The organism is Salicibibacter cibarius, from assembly GCF_016495725.1.
Lineage (GTDB): Bacteria > Bacillota > Bacilli > Bacillales > Marinococcaceae > Salicibibacter > Salicibibacter cibarius.
Genome location: NZ_CP054705.1, coordinates 780369 through 801036, shown reverse-complemented (window position 1 = coordinate 801036; position 20668 = coordinate 780369). Strand labels below are relative to the sequence as shown.

Genomic DNA, 20668 nt, shown 5'->3' with positions numbered 1-20668 from the left:
TTCACCTTCCTGAAGACTCAGTTGTCTCCAGAGCATCCCTTTGAACCATTGGCTTTATCTTCTCATGCCAGGAGATAAAATGGAAGATTTAACCTTCCTGAAATGCCCCCACCTTCGTTTCATTTTTGTCGCATAATGTTTTGTGAATAGGTTTGAAGGATATAACTAAGCAAATCCCTTGGAAAGGAACGATGACAATCATGATACGAACCATTTTAATGATTATCGGCTTAATTGTGGTGATCGGTTTTATCATCAGTCTGTTTTAAGTCGGAAAAGTAACGGAGACTGTCTTTCACACTGGAAGACAGTCTCCCATTTTTATCTTTTACTCCCCTGTTTTCCGCCTTTTCCGCCACCTTGCATGGCGAAAAGGTTGGTGTCGATGGAGAATGTTAAGCGCTCGCGGTTTCGTTCCCGCTTCAACGCCAATTGAATCATCTCGTGGATAAGGGTGGTGAAATCTTTGCCGGCCGGCTCCCATAAATAAAAGGAAAGCGATCCCGGGATCGTGTTAATCTCATTGACATACACTTGATTTTCGTTTTTGTCGATCATGAAGTCAATGCGGGAAACGCCGCTACAGCCGAGAGCACGGAAGGTTTCCTTTGCCAAGCGATGAATCTCCGTAGAGAATTCCCCGTCGATCGGGGCGGGGATGACACGATCCGTATTCTCCATTCCCCCGGGGCCTTTCGCCCCCGACGTATCTCCTTTTCCGCCGGCACCGCCTTGATACTTATCGGCATAACTTAAAATCTCTTCGCTTTTCAATACTTCTTCCAGCTCGGAGGTCTTTGTCTCTTCAGAATCGCCGAGCACCGAGCAATTGACTTCGGTTAAGTCAGAGATCAAGGGTTCAACAACGAGTTTAGAGGCGAAGGAAAATGCCTCCTCCACCACCGTTTCAAGTGAAGCCGAATCATGGGCAATGTCAATGCCTACACTTGACCCAAGGTTTGACGGCTTGACAATGACCGGGTACCCAAGTTTGTCCTCGATTTTTTTCTGTAGCGCCGCTTGGTCTCCTGCCCACTGATGCTGATAAAACCAAACATCCGACAGCACCGGCACGTCCTGGTCCCGAAGCATTTGCTTCATCATGATTTTATCCATCCCGGCCGCGGAGGAAGCGACATCGCAACCGGCATATGGAATATTTAACAACTCAAAGAACCCTTGCAACGCCCCATCTTCGCCAAACGTTCCGTGCAACACGGGGAAAGCAACATCGATATGGGCGACTTCTCTTTTTCCAAACTTGGGCACCGGATTTTTTTGTAAAATAACGCCACCGTTTTCAGCCGCAACAGGGGTTACGGATTGTACTTCTTTTAACAAACCATCCAAGTCCTTGTAGGCTTCAATGTCCAACAATTTTTCCCCGGTGTACCAGGTGCGGTCTTTCGCCATATAAATGGGGACCGGCTCATAACGGCGGTCATCCATGGCGTCAATCGCCTGCAAGCCTGAAATCACGGAAACTTCATGCTCAACAGATATTCCTCCGAAAAAAACACCTACTTTTGTTTTCATGTTCATTGTTCCCCCTACTATTCATTGAACGTATCCGGCAAATCGTTTTCCAGCAGCACAACGGAAGGTTCCGTTGCCGTCACCTCGCGCATTTTTTGCAACGCATCTTGCAAATCTGCAGCCACATAATAGCGCGCCTGCGGATATTCAGCTTCCGTTAACCCGTCTTGAAGCGGTTCGGTTTGTTTTTTGCCAACGAGAATAATAAAATCACAAACCCCGGCCGCATGGTGCGCAAGTGTTTTATTAAGCTCATATTCTTTCTCGCCCAACTCAATCATCCCGGGCGTGACGAGCACTTTTTTCTCCGGCATCGATCCCAGCACCTCGACGGCCATCTTCGAACCGGTCGGATTGGAATTAAAACTATCATCAATGATAGTGAGTTTTTCGCTCGATTTTTTCAGTTCGAGACGATGCGGAACCGGCGGAACCCCTTTAATGGCCCGGGCAATTTTTTCCAGCGGAATGTTCTTTTCCGATCCAATCGCCACAGCCGCGAGAATATTATAGATGTTATGCCTGCCCAATAATTTCGTTTCAATCATCACGCTCGATCCGTCATACTTTAGCACCTTAAATGTGGTGCCTTTTGCCGAATACGCGATTTCTGTCGCACGGTAATGAAGATCATCGGCATCGATCCCGTAATACATCGTGCGGCAATTATTCATTTGCGGATACGCGCGGATGTTTTCATCATCTTTATTGAGAAAAGCCGTTCCATCTTCCGGCAGTGTTTCCACGAGTTCAAATTTCGTCTTTTTTATGTTTTCAAGGGTTTTAAACGTTTCTAAATGCTGTTCCCCGATCGCGGTAAGCACGCCGTATTTTTGATGAACAAGTTCACAAATCTCTGCAATATCATTCTCTTGTTTCGCGCCCATCTCGGCAATAAACAGATCGTGATACGGCTTCAAATGTTCCCGAATCGTTCTTGTAACCCCCATTTTCGTATTGTAGCTTTCCGGAGTCATGAGAACGTTGTACTCAGCTGCCAATACAGCCTTTAAAATATGCTTCGTGCTCGTTTTTCCAAAGCTTCCCGTGATGCCGATTACTTCAAGATCGGGCATCGATTCCACGATGCTTTCGGCATCATTAAAATAACGTTGATTAATCTGCGACTCGACCGGCAAATTGATGACATTTGCAATCATAACGATAAAAAAAGCAAGAATATTAGCCGCAACCAACAAAAGCAAAAGGGCGACGAAGGCATTAACGCCAATTAGCCATGCAATCGCGAGGATAAGCACATAAAGGATGCCCGTTGCGACCAACAGCCTTTTCACGCGCGGTGTATAAACAAGCTTCTTTTTCTCCGCGGCTTTCGGCCGCGTGACGATGAGCAAACCATAGGCCGCGATCGCCCATAATGCCGCAAGCGTTAAGGCCCAAGTAGCTGAGAACCCCCAGAACGGCAACAAGAAAACAAGCGCAAGCGCCGGCCACACGTCACGCGGATACATTGCTTTTTCCGGGTGCTCTTTCATCCAGCGGAAATACCGCTCCGTTCGATATGCATTGAGTTGGAGCATATGCACGTTCTTTTTCACACGGATAATCGTATACCAAGCCCAAGCGGCAATAAGTAAAAGAATCAATAGGTTACTCATGCGACGTACGGGCCCCCTTGTCTTTATCAAGAAAATGATTGAGGATGACTAAAAATTCCTGTAGGTTATCGAGATAAGCATAGTGGCCTGCGCCTTTAAGGACGACAAGGCCGGCATCGGGAATCATTTCTTCCATTATTTTAGCATCGGATACAGGCGTCGCGTCGTCATGCTCGCCCCAGACCAATAATGTGGGCACCGCAATGCGCGGCAAATAATGGCGCAAATCTTCATTCACGACTTTCACGAGCGTTTGCTGCATCACACCGGATACGTTTTGATAGTCAGTGGATCCCAATTTCTTTTTCATATTCGCGAGGATGTCTTCCTTGCGTGATTTTAAGCCAGGTAGATTTAATAATGCTTTACTCGTTTTATACGAATATACTTTCACTTGATTTTTTAACTTGCGTTTCGGTTTAATGCCCGCGCTATCCACTAAAATAACCTTATGTACATCTCGGTCAGAGGCATAACGAATCGACACCCTGCCTCCGAATGAATGTCCAATCAGAATCGGGCGCTGAATATCATGTGTTTTCATAAATTGTTCCAACATATTTGTATAATCATCGACGCTCCACGGCTCCGGTGGTTCCGGGCTTTTCCCAAAACCGGGGAAATCAAGCGACCATACCTTGAAATGCTGTTCGAGGTTACGATGCACCGGGGAAAAAGCGTCAATGTTCGCGCCCCATCCATGCAGGAGAATCACATCTTTCCCCTCTCCCGAGCAATGGTAATGGACTTGTTGCCCCCCATTTATATCTGTAAACACGTTATACGCCCCATTCTCATAAACTTTACAAGATAATCATTTCATATCATATCATAAATCGTGTACCGTGAAGACACAAATTTTTTTCCGGGAACCGGAATGGCTGATAAATCGTTTATTTTGGCTGATATTCTAATGTTTTCGGCTGATAAATATACGGTTCTCAAAGGGCGTGCCGGTTTTGCCTAGCTGTCCCACATGCTTATGAAAAAACACCTCGGCCTATTCGTGCAAGCTTTTTGCCGCTTGTTCATCGGCAAGGATGGTAACATTCGGATGCTGTTGCAAAGCGGTGGCCGGAAATTCAGTCGTCATCTCCCGATACAGCATGTCTCTGAGTGCTTCGGCCTTATCGGCACCCGAGATGAGAACCAGGATTTCGCCGGCAGCTAAAATCGTTTCGATTCCCATGGTTATTGCTTTTTTGGGAACATCGCTTTTTTTGTCAAAGTAACGGGCATTCGCCTCTCTCGTTTTTCCATCAAGTTCGACAATGTGAGTGGTAGAAGCAAAGGGCGTGCCCGGTTCGTTGAAGCCGATGTGACCGTTATGCCCCAGCCCCAACACTTGTATGTCTACACCGCCTGCCTCGCGAAGCAATGCTTCATAACGTGCACATTCCGCCGTTAGATCAGCCGCTTGGCCATCGGGCAAGTGTGTATTCACCACTGAAAGGTCAACCTTTGAAAAGAAACGATCCTTCATATATACGCGATAGCTTAAAGGATGGTTCGCGGGCAAACCGATGTATTCATCCAGATTGAACGTGGTTACCTGTTGAAAAGAAAGTACACCCTTTCGATGTTGCTCGACCAACTTTTTGTACATCCCTTCGGGCGTACCACCCGTTGCCAATCCCAATACACTGTTTTCTTTTTTTGCAATCTGTCCGGACACATGCGCACAAGCTTTTGTGCTTAGATTCTCGTAATTTTTACAGATTTGTATGTCCATCCTTATCGCTCCTCGCTTTGATACGCTAACTGACCGCGACACCACGTTTCCTCAACGTCCAGATGTTCATTAAGCAAGACAAGATCTGCGTCTTTTTCCGGGGCAATCGAACCTTTGCGATCATCAATCCCCAGCGCCTTTGCCTGATTGCCGGCGACCATGGCCGCAAGCTCGGGCAAAGCGGCATCCGTATATGCACGCATATTACGCACGCACCCATCCATCGTTATAATGCTGCCGGCAAGGGTGCCGTCCGCGAGGGTAGCCTTCTCATCCCGAACAGTTACACCTTGGCCGCCCAGATCATACGTGCCGTCTTGAAGCCCCTTCGCTCTCATACTATCGGTAATAAGAAAAAGATTACGGAATCCGCCTGTCCGATAAGCCGTTGCCACAGCAGGCGGTGAGCTATGCAACCCATCCGCGATGATTTCACTCTGGAGTTCATCAATCGTATAAGCCGCGCCGACAACACCTGGTTCGCGATGGTGAAAGCCGCGCATCCCGTTGTAAAGATGGGTGATGTGCTTTGCGCCGGCTGCCACCGCTGTCTTCATTTCCCCGTAGGTTGCATCCGAGTGGCCAATGGAAGGGATCACGCCTGTTTCACTTATATAGGCCGTTAAATCCAGCCCACCCAACATTTCCGGTGCGTAGGTGACTATTCGGATAGTGCCGTCGGCTTCCCGTTGAAAAGCTTTGTAAAGATCAAGGTCATTACTTATAATATGTTCCTCCGGCTGCGCACCTTTTCTCTTGACGTTGATAAAAGGTCCTTCCAAATGAAAGCCCAACAATTCAGCAACGCCTGCTTCCCTTTGCCGGTGGTAATAAACAGCTCCTGTCTGCAACGCCCGCGTGATGTTTTCTTTCTCTTGCGTAATCGTCGTCGCCAAATACGCGGTCGTACCTTCAGACGGCAAAGAAGCCCCTAACGTTTCAAACACTTCTTGGCTGCCGTCCATCACATCGACCCCGTATCCGCCATGGGTGTGAATGTCAATAAACCCGGGAAACGCAAGCATGTTCTCTCTGTACATCCGCCTCGGGATTCCGGGAAAATCGTCGTCTTTTAAATCTTTCCCGACAGCAATGATCGTTTCATTTCGCAAAAAAATATATCCATTTATCCATACGTCATTTTTCATTATAAGTTTCATTCCATGCAAAATAACGTTTGATTGACGAGGCATTTTTTCTATCCCTCCATCTCTTTATCCCGGTGGTAATCGCACGTGCTCCCGAAGGCAGGCATCGGAAAATTTCTTGGCTGCCCTGACGGCTTTATTATGCTGTTCAACGACGCTTTGCCCCTAATTTTGAGATCAAAAATCGGACCTATTGATGCGGTTTTATCTTGATTCAAACCCTTTTAAAGACAAAATTTTAGGGTCACCCGAGATTTTGTCCTGTATTCACCGATTTTCAGGACAAAGCGCCCTACATTTCTCCTATTCCCGTATCCTTACGTTCTGAAATCCTGGCAACCGCTGAAAACAGATCGATAGACGTCTGCATATAGTCGATTGATACGGAGTTCGACCTTTTACACAACTTACGCACAAAAAATCCATCGTTTGTTTTCATGCTTTGCCGGGAAAGATAATTACATACGATGAAATAGGAGGATTCGGTCATGAAAGTAGACGCTTTACGAACAACAGATGGAAAGGTGTTCAATTTCCGTGTTGGTAATATTGAAGTAAAAGATAACGATGATTGGACCGGCACATTTCAAGGCGTTGAAGAGCAAAATTTAATCTTTGATGCCGTAAGTTCAAAAACACCGATGTATTTTGAGTTTGAAGCTGAAGGAGGCACTTATGAAGGTCGGGCGATTGTTGCGGATGTCGATGGCGAGAGTAAAGAAAACATTGTGACCTTGGAAAGCGCGGGGAACTTGGCAGAAAAAGGGTAATGCCTTGTTTCCCGACCGATCGTCACGTTTACTTCTTCACCCCCGTGACTCGGACGTCCTCTGCACCGAGACGTTCCCCCATGCGTCTGGCCCCGCGCTCCACTAGTTCCGCACGCGTTTTTGACCATTTCCGGGAAGGTTCTTCATGGACATGAATAGAAAACCTCCCATGGTCACGGTCAAAAAACGGATCTGCCCGTCCGATCAGCTGATCATCCAGCAGGATTGGAAGTGCGTATGGACCATAGCGCCGCTTGTGTTGCGGTATATAAATTTCCCAACGATACGTGAAATCGAATAAATCTTCCAAGCGCGTTCTGCGCCACAACAAATTATCGAGGGGTGGCAAAAAAGAGACGGCATTGTTGACGCGCTCATTGTGTGCTTCGTATGCAAGTAGCTGTTCAGCTTCTTCTTGCAACACTGTGTATCGCCCGGTCGCGCCCTCGATATCCACCGGGGTGAGCGTGCCATCAGAGATAAAGCCGTCCACCCAGTCCTTACGCTCCTTAGCTGTCATACGCTGCCAACCAAATCGCGGATCGCTGTCATCGATCAGGCGGTATGCGCGCAAGTATTTGTGCACAAGTCTTCGGTCCGCTTCTTTTTCGCTGATCGCTTCTGCTTCTTGTTGCCAGGCCGCGGGAATAACATCTTCGCTCAAAGCAAAATAGCGCTCAGACCCTTGTCTGCCACATACTTGAATGGCACCGGTTTCAAACAGGACTCGAAGCACATGACTCGTTTCTTTCGTTGTCGCGTGCGTTGGTTGGTCCCAGGCACCGACAACCTTTTTATCTGAAGCAAAGGCCTTGGATGGCAACGGGCCTTGATCTGCTAACGCTTGGCGGATCATACGTTCCACATCTTGATACAGATGCCTTTTCGATGCCCATTCCCGCTCACTCGTTTTTATTTTCCCTTTAAAAATCGGATAGTCCTCCATTGGGAGTAAACAAGCTGCATTGGCAAAATATTCAAAAGCATGCCCTTCCCACAATTGGCGTTCGAGTTCTTGCCGATTGTATTTTTCCAAACGATTGAAAAATACAAGGTGGTGATTACGCTCAATGATCGCCACCGGATCCAATTGCACGCATTCCAATTGGCGAAGTGCTGTCGCCACATTCGAGTCGAGTGCACCATAATTATTCAGACCTGATTTCGCGAGAAGGAACCGCCGTGCTGCCTTTTTGCTGACTTGAATGGCCATGTTTCGCGCTCCTTACACTTTGATCGGGGGTTGAACGTCAGACCAGCGATGCCCCCAATGATTCGTCGGTCCTTGCCCTTTTCCGATATTGAGCGGATTTGAGATCGCGGCAGTGATATATGCTTTGCCAATTTTCACCGCTTCATAGAGGGACTTTCCGTTCGCCAGGCCGGCTGTAATAACCGCTGCATACGTACAACCGCTTCCGTGCGTGTGTTTCGTATCAAAGCGTTTCGCCGAGAATTTTTCAAACGTTTGGCCATCATACAGATAATCATCGGCCTCGCCTTCATAATGCCCGCCTTTGATCAATGCAGCGCTCGTCCCATATTCCTCTACGAGTATCCGCCCGGCTTCTTTCATATCGTCGACCGTCTTGATCGTTCGATTTGTCAACGCCTCCGCTTCCGGCAAATTCGGCGTCACGACCGTTGCCAAAGGAAGAAGCTCTTTCGCAATCGTCTCCCTGGCCGATTCCGAAATGAGCGCGTGTCCACTGGACGCAATCATTACGGGGTCAAGGACATAATTGGCGACATTTGCTTCCCTTATTTTTTTGGCTGTCAACGTCATTACTTCCGGATTGGAAAGCATCCCCGATTTCACCGCATCCGGAGATATATCTTCAAATACCGCGTCAAATTGGCTTTCCACAAAATCAAGTTCTAGATCCACAAATGACTTTACTCCGAGCGTATTCTGGCTGACGACTGATGTGATCACACTCATCCCGTATACGCCGATCTCCTGGAACGTTTTCAAATCCGCGTGAATACCGGCTCCTCCGCTCGGATCCGTCCCTGCCACCGTTAATGCTTTTGCTATTTCTGTCATGTCCGCGCCCTCCTTCGGCTCTCGGCACGAAACCAGCGTTGCCCTTCAATTTAGAAAAACTTGACTTATCGCTAAAGATGGCGAGGGGCAAAGTTTTTCTTAATACTATCATCCGAACAATTTATACTTTCTGAGAGTGTAAAAAAACACCTTCGGACGGAAGGTGGCGGCGCATAGGACAAGAATCAAGTGCTCTCTTCGCTTACGTCCCGAAGCCACTTTCCTCCGCCGGTACTCCCCGGATCAGGTTCGAAGGGTTGAAGCAATCACTTCTCTCAGCGCTGTACGCACCCCTAGTGGTTTTTTCTTTTCCTTTATTCTATCATAATTATGCGGGATCTTCATATTTTTTCTCACACTCAAGAAATCCACTTTCTCCTGAAAACATGATATAATGGACTCGAGTTTCGCACCCTGATAAATCAATAAAAAAACACCATGAAAATGGATGAAAAAACGTAAAAAACCCGCATGAACACAGGGCTTTTGGTATAATTAAGGTACCAATCCAAATCATGCCAAAAGGACGTGTTACCATGCGGGGAAAAACCAAAGAGATTGAAAAAGTGATTCAAACTCATAGTTTTTCAATTGATTCAATTATAAGGGATGTTATGAAAACGTTCAACTTTCGTTCCCTTTGTCACAAGGTCGGATTGAAGAAAGAGCAAGGATATCCGGTTGCAGATATCATCACCTTACTATTGGTGTTTCCACTGATGTTTTTGAACAGCGTCAATGCCTTCTACAAAAGTGGATACAAACAGGTCACCAAAATGCAAAAGGATACGATTTATCGCTTGAAAAACCACGCCCGGATGCCTTGGCGCAACCTGCTTCTTCATGTGTCTAAGCAGTTTCAATCTTTGGTTAACCCTGATCAGGACGTGGACGATAAGTCGGCTTTTATCTTTGATGATACGATGGACGAGCGTGTTGGCCGCCGGATTGAAGAGGTTTCTTACGTCCACGACCATGTGGCCGGACGCAAGAAATCCAAAGCAACGCTCGGGTTCAAAAATCTCACCATGGGACTCTTTGATGGGAAAAGCTTTAACCCGCTTGATTTCAGTCTTCATTCTGAAAAGAAGCTATACAAGAAACAGCGGAAAGAGCAATATCAAAAGAAGCGTGATCCTCGCTCAAACGGTGCCAAGCGCAAGAAGGAATGCGATGTCGACAAAATCACGAATGCGATACGTATGCTCAAAAGAGCGGTGAAGCACGGTTTCAAAGCCAAGTATGTTCTCGTAGACAGTTGGTTTGCCAGCAAGGACTTTATCCGCACGTGCAGAGGGGTCAAAGATGGAGCGATGCACGTCATTTGTGCTGTCCGCAAGGACTGGAGAAAGTACCGTTACCAAGGGAAAGACATGCATGCGAAGGAACTGCTGAAAACCCTGAAAAGCGAAGGAAAAGAAAAACGTTGCCGCAAACGCAATACGCGTTATTATGAAGTCACCGTCTACTATCCCGGGATCGATGAAACCGTCAAATTGTTTTTTTGCCGCTTTCCGTACCAAAAAGAGTGGCGACTGTATCTCTCTACAGATATCAGCTTATCATTCATTGAAACCATGGACATTTATTCGGTTCGTTGGACGATCGAAGTTTTTTTCAGAGAGACGAAACAGCACCTTCGTCTGGGGAAATGCCAATCCCAAGATTTCGACGCGCAAATCGCCCATGTAACAACCACCTACATCCTGTATGCCTTTTTGTCTTATTTCCGACGAATCAACGATTACGAAACCTTGGGAGGGTTATTTGAAGAGATGAAAGACGACATGGTGGAGAAAAATATGGCACAACGGTTATGGGAAATGTTTGATGAGCTCCTGGACGTGATTATCGCAGCCATCTCAGAATCAGGAGCGGTCGATATTCATGCCTTTAAGACGTCTGAGGAATACCAATACATCAAAACCCTTTTTGAAGACTCATTTTTGGGCCATCAGCTATTTGACGACGATAATGTCGCTTAAAGAGCGAAAATGGAATTTCGATGAAAACACTGTCATACAAGGGCCTTAGGCAGCAATATACACGCTGAATCCCTTGTTATTTGGGGTGCGAAACTCGAGTAATGGAGAAAAATAGCAAAAAGAGAGGAGGGAAACGATGGACATTTTATCAATCGCCGTTGGCTTGTTATTTTTTCTTAACGCGATTTTTGCCGGCATCATTGTTTTCATGGAACGGCGTGATGTGCACGCAACATGGGCTTGGTTGCTCATCCTAGTATTTATCCCTTACCTCGGATTCATCCTTTACATGGTCCTTGGACAAAACTTAACCCGGAAACGTTTATTTCATTGGGACGGCATTGAAAAAATAGGTTTGAAAGACTTAATCAATGAGCAATTAAGTGACATGAAACATGACCGCTTTGATTTTCAAAATGAAACATCGAGCAACCATCGCCACCTGATTTCCATGCTGCTTCGCAGTAACGATGCCGTGTTAACCCAAGACAATCATATAGACGTGTTCACGGACGGCGTCGATAAATTTTCGCAATTGTTGGCGGACATCGCGGAGGCGAAAGACCATATTCATCTGCAATATTACATATTTCGTAATGATACCCTCGGCAAACGCGTCATAAACTTGTTGACTGAAAAAGCACGCGAAGGAGTGCAAGTGCGTGTGCTCTATGACGATATGGGGTCCCGCAAGCTTCATCCGAGACATTTTCAAACTCTAACGGAAGCCGGGGGCGAAGTAGGCGTTTTTTTTCCATCCCGTATCCCTTATGTGAACTCACGACTGAATTACCGCAATCACCGTAAAATCGTGGTGATCGATGGGAAGACCGCGTATGTTGGCGGTTTTAACGTCGGCGATGAATACTTGGGGCATAATAGACGAATGGGGTATTGGCGCGATAGCCACTTACGGATGCGCGGCTCTTCGGTGAAAGCACTGCAAACCCGTTTCATTCTTGATTGGAATCAAGCTTCTCAAGACAAAACCATTCATTATGAACCCCATTATTTTCCCGACATGCCCCCTCAAGGGGAGTTTAGCACACAAATCGTTTCCAGCGGTCCGGATACCAAATGGGAAGAAATCAAAAACGGGTATATCAAAATGATCACGTCGGCACGCGACTCCGTATTCATTCAAACCCCGTATTTTATTCCGGATGCGAGTTTGCTTGATGCTTTGCGCATCGCTGCCCTTGCCGGCAAGGATGTACGCATCATGATCCCGAATAAACCGGATCATCCCTTTGTCTATTGGGCGACGTATTCCCACATGGGAGAATTACTCAATTCAGGCGCCCGGTTTTTCATTTACGATGCCGGCTTTATCCATTCGAAAATGCTCGTCGTGGACCGCAGCGTCGGCACCATCGGGACCGCGAACATCGACGTGCGCAGCTTCCGTCTGAATTTCGAAGTGAACGCCTTTATGTATAATGATGACCTCGGCGAAAAAATGGCATCAATTTTCGAAGCCGATCAAGCTCTTTCTTCGGAAATGACCCCGCAACGTTACCAAGAACGGGGAATGTGGGTACGTTTCAAAGAATCGATTGCCCGGTTGCTGTCACCGATATTATAAATGATTGCAGGCGATGGCAAACACTCATCGATCCAGGCAGGGTCACGAAGCTATGGCGACCGAATGACTACTTTTTGGGCAAGTTCGGGCACCATGGATGCTCCATGGCGACCAAAATTTGACTCTTTGGACGCAACCGGTCGCCATGACCGCTTCATGACGTCCAAACTACGATTTTTTGGCCGCTTTCGGTCACCATAACCGCTTCATGGCGCCTGCAGTAACCCTTGTTAAATGCGCTCAGGCGCCATGGCACCTTTAACCCTCTTCAATATCCACACCCATATGGAAAATGGAAAATAATATCAAGTGCGTAAACATAAGCAGAGCACCTTCCACCATCGCTACTAAGAGCGTCCACCCTATCTCAATCCAATGCCGCTCATCGAGGAGCGGGAGCGTCAAACGGTTCCCAATTAGCGTTAAGATCTCTAACTCAACATGCAGTCGCCCTTCAACAAGTACGGGTTTCCTAGAATAATGATTGGTTTTTTGGCCAGAACAACTTAACTACGGAAATTTGCTGGATTGGCGGTGTCACCGATCACTCTTGACTTTATACGCGCGTAATGATATCATTTTTATAGACTGACGGTCGGTCAATAAAATAGGAAGGTATAAAAATGAGAATCTCAAAAAACCCCGAAGAACGACGAAACGAAATCTTGGACGTTGCCGAGACGCTTTTTACAACAAAGGGGTATGCTAACACGACAATAAACGACATATTACAAATGGTTGGGATCGCCAAAGGAACGTTCTATTATTATTTTCGGTCCAAAGAAGATGTCATGGATGCCGTGGTCATACGGTTTATAGACAGCGGGACCGAAGCTGCCAAGATGATTGCCGCAAACGCCAACCTCGAGGCACCTGAAAAAATATTTCAGATCATTATGGCTCAAAATCCCAACGCCAGCCGAGAAAAACGCATGCTTGAAGAGTTACACGATGTTCACAATGCTGAAATGCACCAAAAAAGCCTGGTCGAAACCATCCGGCGGCTGACCCCTGTTTTGACAGATGTCGTCGAACAAGGGATAGCGGAAGGTTCATTCACAACCCCTTATCCAAAGGAAATGGTGGAATTTTTGCTTGTCGCCCAACTTGTGTTTGATGATGGCATTTTCGAGTGGCAGCCCCAGGAACTCATGCAAAAGGCAACTGCCTTTACGCACATGATCGAAACGTCGTTAGGGGCCAAAACTGGCAGCTTTGCTTATTTACATGAAAGACTCATGCAAGCCTCTAAAAATCCAAATGAAAAAGGAGAAGAATCCAGTGAATAATACAGAAGTAGTCACAAAAGTTGCGGAGGAATCAGGTGTCAATGTTGAAGATTGCCAAAAAGTATTGGATGCTTTTGAAGACGTCTTAAGTACTGAATTATCACAATCAAAAGATGTTCGAAGTGCGTTTGATAAGGTTTATAAAGTTCTGCACGTTTTCAAAAACAAATAAACTTGGTGATGTTATGAACAATATGATCGTTGTCAAAGATTTTGTGAAGAACTATGGGCATTTCACAGCGGTGAACGATGTTTCTTTTGAAGTTGAAAGCGGGAGTATCTTTGCTTTTTTGGGCCCTAACGGCGCGGGCAAAAGCACAACCATCAACACCTTATGTACCATTTTGGACAAAACGTCAGGAACCTTGCGCATAGACGGCAAAGATGTGAGCACAGATAAAGATGCTGTCAGAAGTGTCATCGGCGTTGTTTTTCAGGATTCTACGCTCGACAATAAAATGACGGTGGAAGAAAACTTGAAAATGCATGCCTATTTTTATAAATTGCCTAGAACGATTATAAATGAGCGCATTCAATTTGTGTTAGACATCGTTGATTTGGCGGCATGGAAAAAAGCAATGATCAGCAGCTTATCAGGAGGCATGAAAAGGAGAATAGAAATCGCCAGAAGCTTAATGCATTTTCCTAAAGTTTTGTTTTTGGATGAACCGACGACAGGCCTTGACCCTCAGACGAGAGCGAACATTTGGGAGTATATCACCAAACTGCAAAAGGAAAAAAAGATAACGATATTTTTAACAACGCATTATATGGATGAGGCTGAAATTTGCCATAAAGTGGCTGTCATGGATCACGGTAAAATCATTGCCTTTGATGAGCCGTACGCATTAAAAAAACGATATACAAAGGACAAAGCTTACATCGCAAGCAATGATAAGCAAGCCTTGGAAGTCTTATTAAAAAAATATAATCTTAATTTTCAAAATAAAAATGGTCATTATATTGTACAACTGCGCGACTTATCCCCTTTAATGGAAACCATCAGCGAACACCGGTCAGCGATTAAAGATATGGAAATTAAAAAAGGAACATTGAATGACGTGTTTCTCGCACTGACAGGGAAAGACATAAGGGGGTAGTTGGAAATGCGTGTCATTGCGGCATTGTGGTTGAGAAATGTGAAGCTATTTGCCAGAAACCGTACCCAATTGATTTTAATTTTAATTATGCCGTTTTTTTATTTATATTTGTTAAGCACCATCTTTCAAAGTGCTTCCATAAGCAATCCAGTCCATTATGTTTTAGCGGGGATTGTCATTATTGTCGTTTTTCAAACCTCCTTGAATATCGCGACCTCGACGATCGAAGATATCGTGTCAGGGTATATGAAAGAAGTGCTTGTCAGCCCTGTAAAACGAATACAAATCGCAGTCGGTCAGATACTCTCTTCCACAACCATTGCCACTTTCCAAGGCATTATGATTTTGTGTGTCGGTTATGTTATCGGCATGACGTACACTTCCATAATCACACCGGTTGCCGTAATTGGTTTCATGATCTTTGTAGGGCTTGTTTTTTCGGCTTTTGGGTTATTTTTAGCCACATCGATCAAGAACGCACAAACATTCCAAGTCATGTCGGCAACCATGACAATACCGATAACCTTTTTGTGCGGCGTTTACGTCCCACTCAACCTCCTTCCCAATGGTTTACAGGTGATCGCATTATTTAATCCAATGACCTATGCAGCGGCCTTTTTCAGAACGCTTAGCTTGGAAAAAATGTCATTATCAGCAGATGAGTTAATCGCGGAACAGCTTGCCTTTAAGATGGGAGATCTTGTGATTATGCCGCACATAAGTCTGTTTATTATCTTTTCATTCGGAATATTATTTCTATTCCTTTCAACGCTTGCCTTTTCACAAATTGATTTTTCAACACTTAACCGTGCTAAAGGGAGCAAGGACATTTTTCAGCAGTAGCCTTATATGCTGCACAATATTCAAAGAAGGAGTAAGGGAAGATGCTGTTCAAAATGTTAAAGAAAGATATTGCTCAAAAAAAGACAATAACCGCGACGCTATTTATATTTATTACACTGTCATCTTTACTCGTTGCCAATGGTACGCATATGATGATGGAATTAACCCATTCTATGAACAGCTTATTTACGAAATCCAATGCCCCGCATTTTGTGCAGATGCATACTGGTGAACTGGATGAGAATGCTATTGACAATTTCGCATCAAGAAAAGCCCAAGTGAAAGATCATCAGCTTGTTCAGATGGTCAATATTGACGGATTAAATCTAACATTAGGTGACAATCCGACACCGGAAACAAGCGGTATCATGGACCATTACTTCGTTAAGCAAAATCATAATTTTGATTACTTGCTTAATTTAAAAAATGAAATCATTCAAGTTTCGCGTGGGGAAATTGCTGTACCTGTTTACTTCATGCAGCAATACAATCTGAACATTGGAGATAAAATCAGAATTGATGATTCACCATTCGATATGGATTTCACTATCGTCGATTTTGTTCGCGATGTGCAGATGAATCCTTCCATCATTCATTCAAAGCGATTTGTCGTCAATGACGATGATTTAGATATGCTCAACAAGAACGTCGGCGAAACGGAATACATGGTGGAGTTTCAACTTACTGATGTAAGTAAACTGAGCGAATTTAGAAATGCCTATCAAGCAGCAGACTTGCCCCAACAAGGTCCGAACATTGACTATCCGCTATTTAAAACGCTGCACGCGCTAACAGACGGTGTTGTGGCAGCTGTCATTCTATTCGTCAGTGTCCTGCTTACACTGATAGCGATGCTTTGTATAAGATTTATCATGCTTACAACGCTTGAAGAAGATTATAGAGAGATTGGGATTATGAAAGCGATCGGTATTGGACAGAAGGATATTAAAAAAATGTATCTCGCCAAATATATCGTGTTGGCGGCTTTGGCTTCCGGGACTGGTTTTTTGATCTCTTTATTTCTGAACGATCTATTTACGGCCAATATTCAGCTCTATTTGGGCACTGCCGAAAAGAGCGTACTACACTATATGGTTCCGTTTATTGCTGTGCTTGTCACCTTTTTAACGGTTTTACTTTATTGCATGTTCATACTCAGAAGGTTCAACAAATTGACAGCAGTAGAAGCATTGCACTCGGGATATATGGGAGAGGAAGCTAACGTAAGTCGAAAATCTCTATCACTGAGTAAAAGTAAATACTTTAGTGCTCCTGTATTCTTGGGGTGGCAGGATGTCTTCGGACGGTTCAAAATGTACAGCTTATTATTCTTTGTCTTCTTCGTATGTTCTTTTATGATCATCGTCCCGGTCAATTTTCTGAATACCGTCCAATCACCTGATTTTATCAAGTATATGGGGATCGAGCAAAGTGATATACGGATCGATTTACAACAATCAGACAACACCATGGAACAATTTAACCATATGCTTGCCCATATTCAAAACGACGAAGATATCGAGCAATTTTCACCGCTGATCACCAGTCAATTTAAAGTCATCAATAGTGATGGGGCTGAAGAAAACATCACCGTTGAAAGTGGAGATTTTTCTATTTTTCCATTGGACTATTTAGAAGGGGGTCCACCATTACGTGAGCAGGAGATCGCGCTCTCCTATTTGAACGGACAAGAGCTGGAAAAAAGCGCAGGGGATCGTCTTCATTTAATCATCAATGGGCGAGAGCAGGAGATGATCGTCAGCGGTATTTACCAGGACGTGACGAATGGCGGCAGAACAGCAAAAGCGTTGATACCTTTCAATCCGGATACCGTGCTTTGGTATGAGGTGAGTGTAGATGTAAAATCCCCTATCCGTACCGGGGAGAAACTGGATGAATATGCACAACTTTTTCACCCGGCAAAGGTCACGGATTTGCAAAGTTACTTAGCTGAAACATTCGGAAATACGATTGAACAACTCAGACTTCTGACGCTATTAACCATTGCCATTGCCGTAGGCGTCGCTTTACTCATAACATCGCTGTTTCTAAAAATGGTAATGGCCAAAGATGACACTCAAATCGCAATTATGAAAAGCATCGGTTTTTCTTTCAAAGATATTCGAGCCCAATATGTTACCAAAACATTGCTTGTGCTGGGGATCGGGATTACTGTCGGGATGATCGTGGCCAATACGATTGGCCAGAGTGTCGTTAGCTTTCTGTTATCCCTTATGGGTGCCCCAGAAATCAGTTTTGTGATCGACCCTGTCCAAGCGTACATTCTTTGCCCATTGATATTAATGATGGTGGTGACAATAGCCACACTCATGGGCACCGTATCTATCAAGAAATCAAGTATCGCTGAGCTGGATGCAGAATAAGGAGTGCTGATATGGAAATCGTATTAGAGTCAAAACAATTAAGTAAAGGATATAGGGTCGGTAAGGATCATCAACACGTTCTTAAAAATGTGGATGTCCAAATAAAAAAAGAAGAATTTGTAACGGTGATGGGTCCGTCCGGCTCCGGTAAATCGACTTTGCTGTACAACATAAGTGGTATGGACCGCATGACTGCCGGACGTGTGATATTCGACGGACAGGAGATCTCAACACTTTCCGAAACAGAGTTGTCCAAATTGCGCTTACATCATATGGGGTTTATTTTTCAAGGCATTCATCTTTTAAAAAACTTGAGTATTTTTGACAATATCATCCTATCAGCATACTTGGCCAAGAAAAGCAGTCGTCATCAAATAAACGAACGAGCGCTGGAATTAATGCAGCAAACAGGCATTGCAGACCTTGCCCATCATGACATTATGCAGGCTTCAGGGGGACAGCTGCAAAGAGTGGGCATTTGCAGGGCCCTAATCAATCATCCTAAAATGATCTTTGCTGATGAACCCACAGGTGCACTCAATTCTAAATCCGCTGCCGAAATTATGGATATATTAGCGGATATCAACCAAACAGGGACGACGATTCTATTAGTCACCCATGATGTCAAAGTGGCTGCAAAAACAGAACGCATCCTTTATATGGTCGACGGAAACATTGTCGGCGAAAAGTTGCTAGGCAAATATAATCAGCATAACAACGAAATGAAGACCAGGGAAGAAAAGCTTTCCAAGTGGTTAATGGAAATGGGCTTTTAACACTTTTTCCACGGTCGGACAGTTGTCAAATAAATGAAGCTTGGCGTCATCGGCTAGTAATGACGCCATGAAACAATAAGTCGCTTTTAATTGGTCTACTGGATTTTTTATGAAGTCAGTTCCATACTGACGACCTTCTCAAACTTCAAATAATGAATATCCGATTGAGTACAAACGATATGAAACTGTTGTTGATCTGTATTGATGTAATGGCAGTGACCGATCAGATCAAAGAACTCTCCATTTTCCCAGTAAATGAATTTAACGGGTTCGTTAGACGCCATCGCTTCAGAAATGACGAACTCAAATTCTAGCCAACGCTGCTCGTCAAGCATTGGCTTCTTCGCTTTTCTCGTTTCTTGCTGATGTTTGAGCCACTGCTCCCGATGCTCCGGCAAAATCATACGGCTCGATTCCCAACGCAAGTTGCTTCCCGGTGTTAACTTGTTCACTTTACCTCATCCCTTATTTATAATGGCCGCCGAGTTTCTGGGCCCGAAGCAGCGCCTGCCCGCCCGCCGTTAACGACGATGCCCGCAGCACGGCCGCATCCCCGTATTTATTTTTCAATTCATCCACGGTATGGTTAAGTACTTCCCGGTCACGATCCGGGTAAAATAAACTCAGTTGACGGGCTTCGTCGGTCGTTAAGCCGTCGAGACTGACGCCGAGGCTTCGTATCGGATCCTGATTCCAATGGGTTAAAAACAACCGTTTTGCCACGTCATAAATCACTTTGCCGTCATTCGTCGGGTCATGGAGTTTGATCTGACGGTGAAAACCGGACGGTTGATCGAAAAAATGATGCCCACGTACGCTCACGGTCACCGTCATGCCGAGATAGCAATTTGCCCGCACGCGCCGGGCAACTTCCTCGCTCAATTCCAGCAGCACCACCTTGATCTCCTCCCACATCTGGTAATCACGCGGCAACGTCATGTGGTGGCCGATCGCTTTGCGGCGAATGTGCGTGTCAATCGTGACCGGCGATTCATCGTAGCCGTGTGCTGTCCAAAATAATAATTCACCGTTAATGCCCCAGCGCTTGCGCAAATCGGACAGGCTAGCCCGCGCCAGCTGCCCAATCGTACGAATGCCCATATCATGAAAATGCCGTGCCATGCGCGAACCGACCCCGAACATGTCCCCAACCGGGAGCGACCAGAGCTTTTCCCGTAAATTTTTTTCATGCAGATGAAAAATACCGTCGGATTGTTTTTTGGCAAAATGATCGCATGCCATCTTCGCCATCACTTTGTTCGGACCGATCCCTACACGCGCGAGCATCCCCGTTTCCCGATATATTTTGGTGGTTAGCATATTAGCCGCTTCTTCGGCAGTCATGTTCAGCCCGGGGAGAACGTTTGTCATTTCCACGAAAATTTCATCGACGCTGTACGGCTCCACTTCATCCGTGAACGCCTCAAGAGAGGCCGCGATGCTCACGGAAATATCAAGATACAGTTGCATGCGCGGCCGAACCACGACGAGATACGGACATTTATTCTCTGCTTCCCACAAAGCTTCCGCCGTCTTCACGCCCCACTTTTTCGCGAGCGGGCATGCGGCCAGGATCACGCCGCTTCGAATCTCCGGGTCGCCGGCAACAACTACGGGGTGATCTTCCAATGTCGGATCCTGCACCTTTTCAATGCTCACAAAAAACGACTGCATATCAACGAGAAATACAGTTCTTGATGACTGCACAGCCATAGCTAATATCACCTCTTAAGAACTTATGTTTCTATATATTATAGCGATCGTGAGTTCGTTTTAATACTGGAACTTGGAGGGAATCGCAGAACAAAGATATGAGCCGCCTACTCGGGGGTGTGGGATGTTTGGCGTCACACC

The 20668-nt window shown here is 45.5% G+C and carries 18 protein-coding genes and 1 riboswitch; of the genes, 9 read left to right on the top strand and 9 right to left on the bottom strand.

The window, feature by feature from the left end:
* Positions 1–321 precede the first annotated feature (321 nt).
* The 5 genes from HUG15_RS04095 to nagA all read right to left on the bottom strand — a co-directional run bounded on the left by HUG15_RS04095 (position 322) and on the right by nagA (position 6080).
* Positions 322–1536 (bottom strand): D-alanine--D-alanine ligase family protein, encoded by a 1215-nt coding sequence (locus HUG15_RS04095; RefSeq protein ID WP_200127258.1) that lies wholly within the window; start codon positions 1534–1536, stop codon positions 322–324.
* Between the two features lie 17 nt (positions 1537–1553).
* Positions 1554–3155 carry a UDP-N-acetylmuramoyl-tripeptide--D-alanyl-D-alanine ligase gene (locus tag HUG15_RS04090; protein ID WP_200127256.1) on the bottom strand — a complete coding sequence of 534 codons (1602 nt, stop codon included), beginning with the start codon at positions 3153–3155 and terminating at the stop codon, positions 1554–1556.
* Complete coding sequence (locus HUG15_RS04085) at positions 3148–3933, bottom strand: alpha/beta fold hydrolase (RefSeq protein ID WP_200127254.1); 786 nt, start codon at positions 3931–3933, stop codon at positions 3148–3150. The genes HUG15_RS04090 and HUG15_RS04085 overlap by 8 nt, the downstream gene beginning before the upstream one ends.
* 222 nt (positions 3934–4155) lie before the next feature.
* Positions 4156–4887, bottom strand: a complete 732-nt coding sequence (gene nagB / locus HUG15_RS04080) for a glucosamine-6-phosphate deaminase (RefSeq protein ID WP_200127253.1) — start codon at positions 4885–4887, stop codon at positions 4156–4158.
* 2 nt (positions 4888–4889) lie between these two features.
* The gene (gene nagA / locus HUG15_RS04075; protein WP_246516481.1) at positions 4890–6080 is read right to left on the bottom strand and encodes an N-acetylglucosamine-6-phosphate deacetylase; all 1191 of its coding nucleotides are present in this window, start codon (positions 6078–6080) and stop codon (positions 4890–4892) included.
* Between the two features lie 443 nt (positions 6081–6523).
* Here nagA and HUG15_RS04070 point away from each other — a divergent pair, with 443 nt between their 5' ends.
* Positions 6524–6805: a hypothetical protein gene (locus HUG15_RS04070; RefSeq protein ID WP_200127252.1), complete on the top strand. Its 282-nt coding sequence runs from the start codon at positions 6524–6526 to the stop codon at positions 6803–6805.
* Positions 6806–6833: 28 nt separating this feature from the next.
* On the opposite strand, the gene HUG15_RS04065 is transcribed toward HUG15_RS04070, so the two are convergent.
* Together HUG15_RS04065 and thiD are read right to left on the bottom strand one after the other, a co-directional pair.
* Positions 6834–8018, bottom strand: coding sequence for a winged helix-turn-helix domain-containing protein (locus tag HUG15_RS04065; protein ID WP_200127251.1), 1185 nt, complete (start codon positions 8016–8018; stop codon positions 6834–6836).
* A gap of 12 nt (positions 8019–8030) precedes the next feature.
* The gene (gene thiD / locus HUG15_RS04060; protein WP_200127250.1) at positions 8031–8852 is read right to left on the bottom strand and encodes a bifunctional hydroxymethylpyrimidine kinase/phosphomethylpyrimidine kinase; all 822 of its coding nucleotides are present in this window, start codon (positions 8850–8852) and stop codon (positions 8031–8033) included.
* 203 nt (positions 8853–9055) lie between these two features.
* A riboswitch (TPP riboswitch) is annotated at positions 9056–9157 on the bottom strand.
* Between the two features lie 231 nt (positions 9158–9388).
* On the opposite strand from thiD, the gene HUG15_RS04055 reads away from it, so the two are divergent.
* From HUG15_RS04055 to HUG15_RS04020, 8 genes are all read left to right on the top strand, one after another.
* Positions 9389–10837: an IS4 family transposase gene (locus HUG15_RS04055; protein WP_200127249.1), complete on the top strand. Its 1449-nt coding sequence runs from the start codon at positions 9389–9391 to the stop codon at positions 10835–10837.
* A gap of 136 nt (positions 10838–10973) precedes the next feature.
* On the top strand, positions 10974–12422 hold the full coding sequence (gene cls / locus HUG15_RS04050; protein ID WP_200127247.1) for a cardiolipin synthase: 1449 nt from the start codon (positions 10974–10976) through the stop codon (positions 12420–12422).
* 623 nt (positions 12423–13045) lie between these two features.
* Positions 13046–13711, top strand: coding sequence for a TetR/AcrR family transcriptional regulator (locus tag HUG15_RS04045; RefSeq protein ID WP_200127245.1), 666 nt, complete (start codon positions 13046–13048; stop codon positions 13709–13711).
* Positions 13704–13883, top strand: coding sequence for an HU family DNA-binding protein (locus tag HUG15_RS04040; protein WP_200127243.1), 180 nt, complete (start codon positions 13704–13706; stop codon positions 13881–13883). Before HUG15_RS04045 ends, HUG15_RS04040 begins: the two co-directional genes overlap by 8 nt.
* 13 nt (positions 13884–13896) lie before the next feature.
* On the top strand, positions 13897–14811 hold the full coding sequence (locus tag HUG15_RS04035) for an ABC transporter ATP-binding protein (protein WP_200127241.1): 915 nt from the start codon (positions 13897–13899) through the stop codon (positions 14809–14811).
* Between the two features lie 6 nt (positions 14812–14817).
* The gene (locus HUG15_RS04030; RefSeq protein ID WP_200127238.1) at positions 14818–15654 is read left to right on the top strand and encodes an ABC transporter permease; all 837 of its coding nucleotides are present in this window, start codon (positions 14818–14820) and stop codon (positions 15652–15654) included.
* Between the two features lie 41 nt (positions 15655–15695).
* Positions 15696–18038: an ABC transporter permease gene (locus tag HUG15_RS04025; RefSeq protein ID WP_200127236.1), complete on the top strand. Its 2343-nt coding sequence runs from the start codon at positions 15696–15698 to the stop codon at positions 18036–18038.
* Between the two features lie 11 nt (positions 18039–18049).
* Positions 18050–18814: an ABC transporter ATP-binding protein gene (locus HUG15_RS04020; RefSeq protein WP_200127234.1), complete on the top strand. Its 765-nt coding sequence runs from the start codon at positions 18050–18052 to the stop codon at positions 18812–18814.
* A 107-nt stretch (positions 18815–18921) separates the two neighbouring features.
* Here the strand turns inward: HUG15_RS04020 and HUG15_RS04015 are convergent, their stop codons facing one another.
* Together HUG15_RS04015 and HUG15_RS04010 are read right to left on the bottom strand one after the other, a co-directional pair.
* Entirely contained in the window at positions 18922–19266 is a 345-nt protein-coding gene (locus tag HUG15_RS04015; RefSeq protein WP_200127232.1) for a YolD-like family protein, read from the bottom strand.
* Positions 19267–19279: 13 nt separating this feature from the next.
* Complete coding sequence (locus HUG15_RS04010; protein ID WP_200127230.1) at positions 19280–20527, bottom strand: DNA polymerase IV; 1248 nt, start codon at positions 20525–20527, stop codon at positions 19280–19282.
* Between the last annotated feature and the right edge of the window lie 141 nt (positions 20528–20668).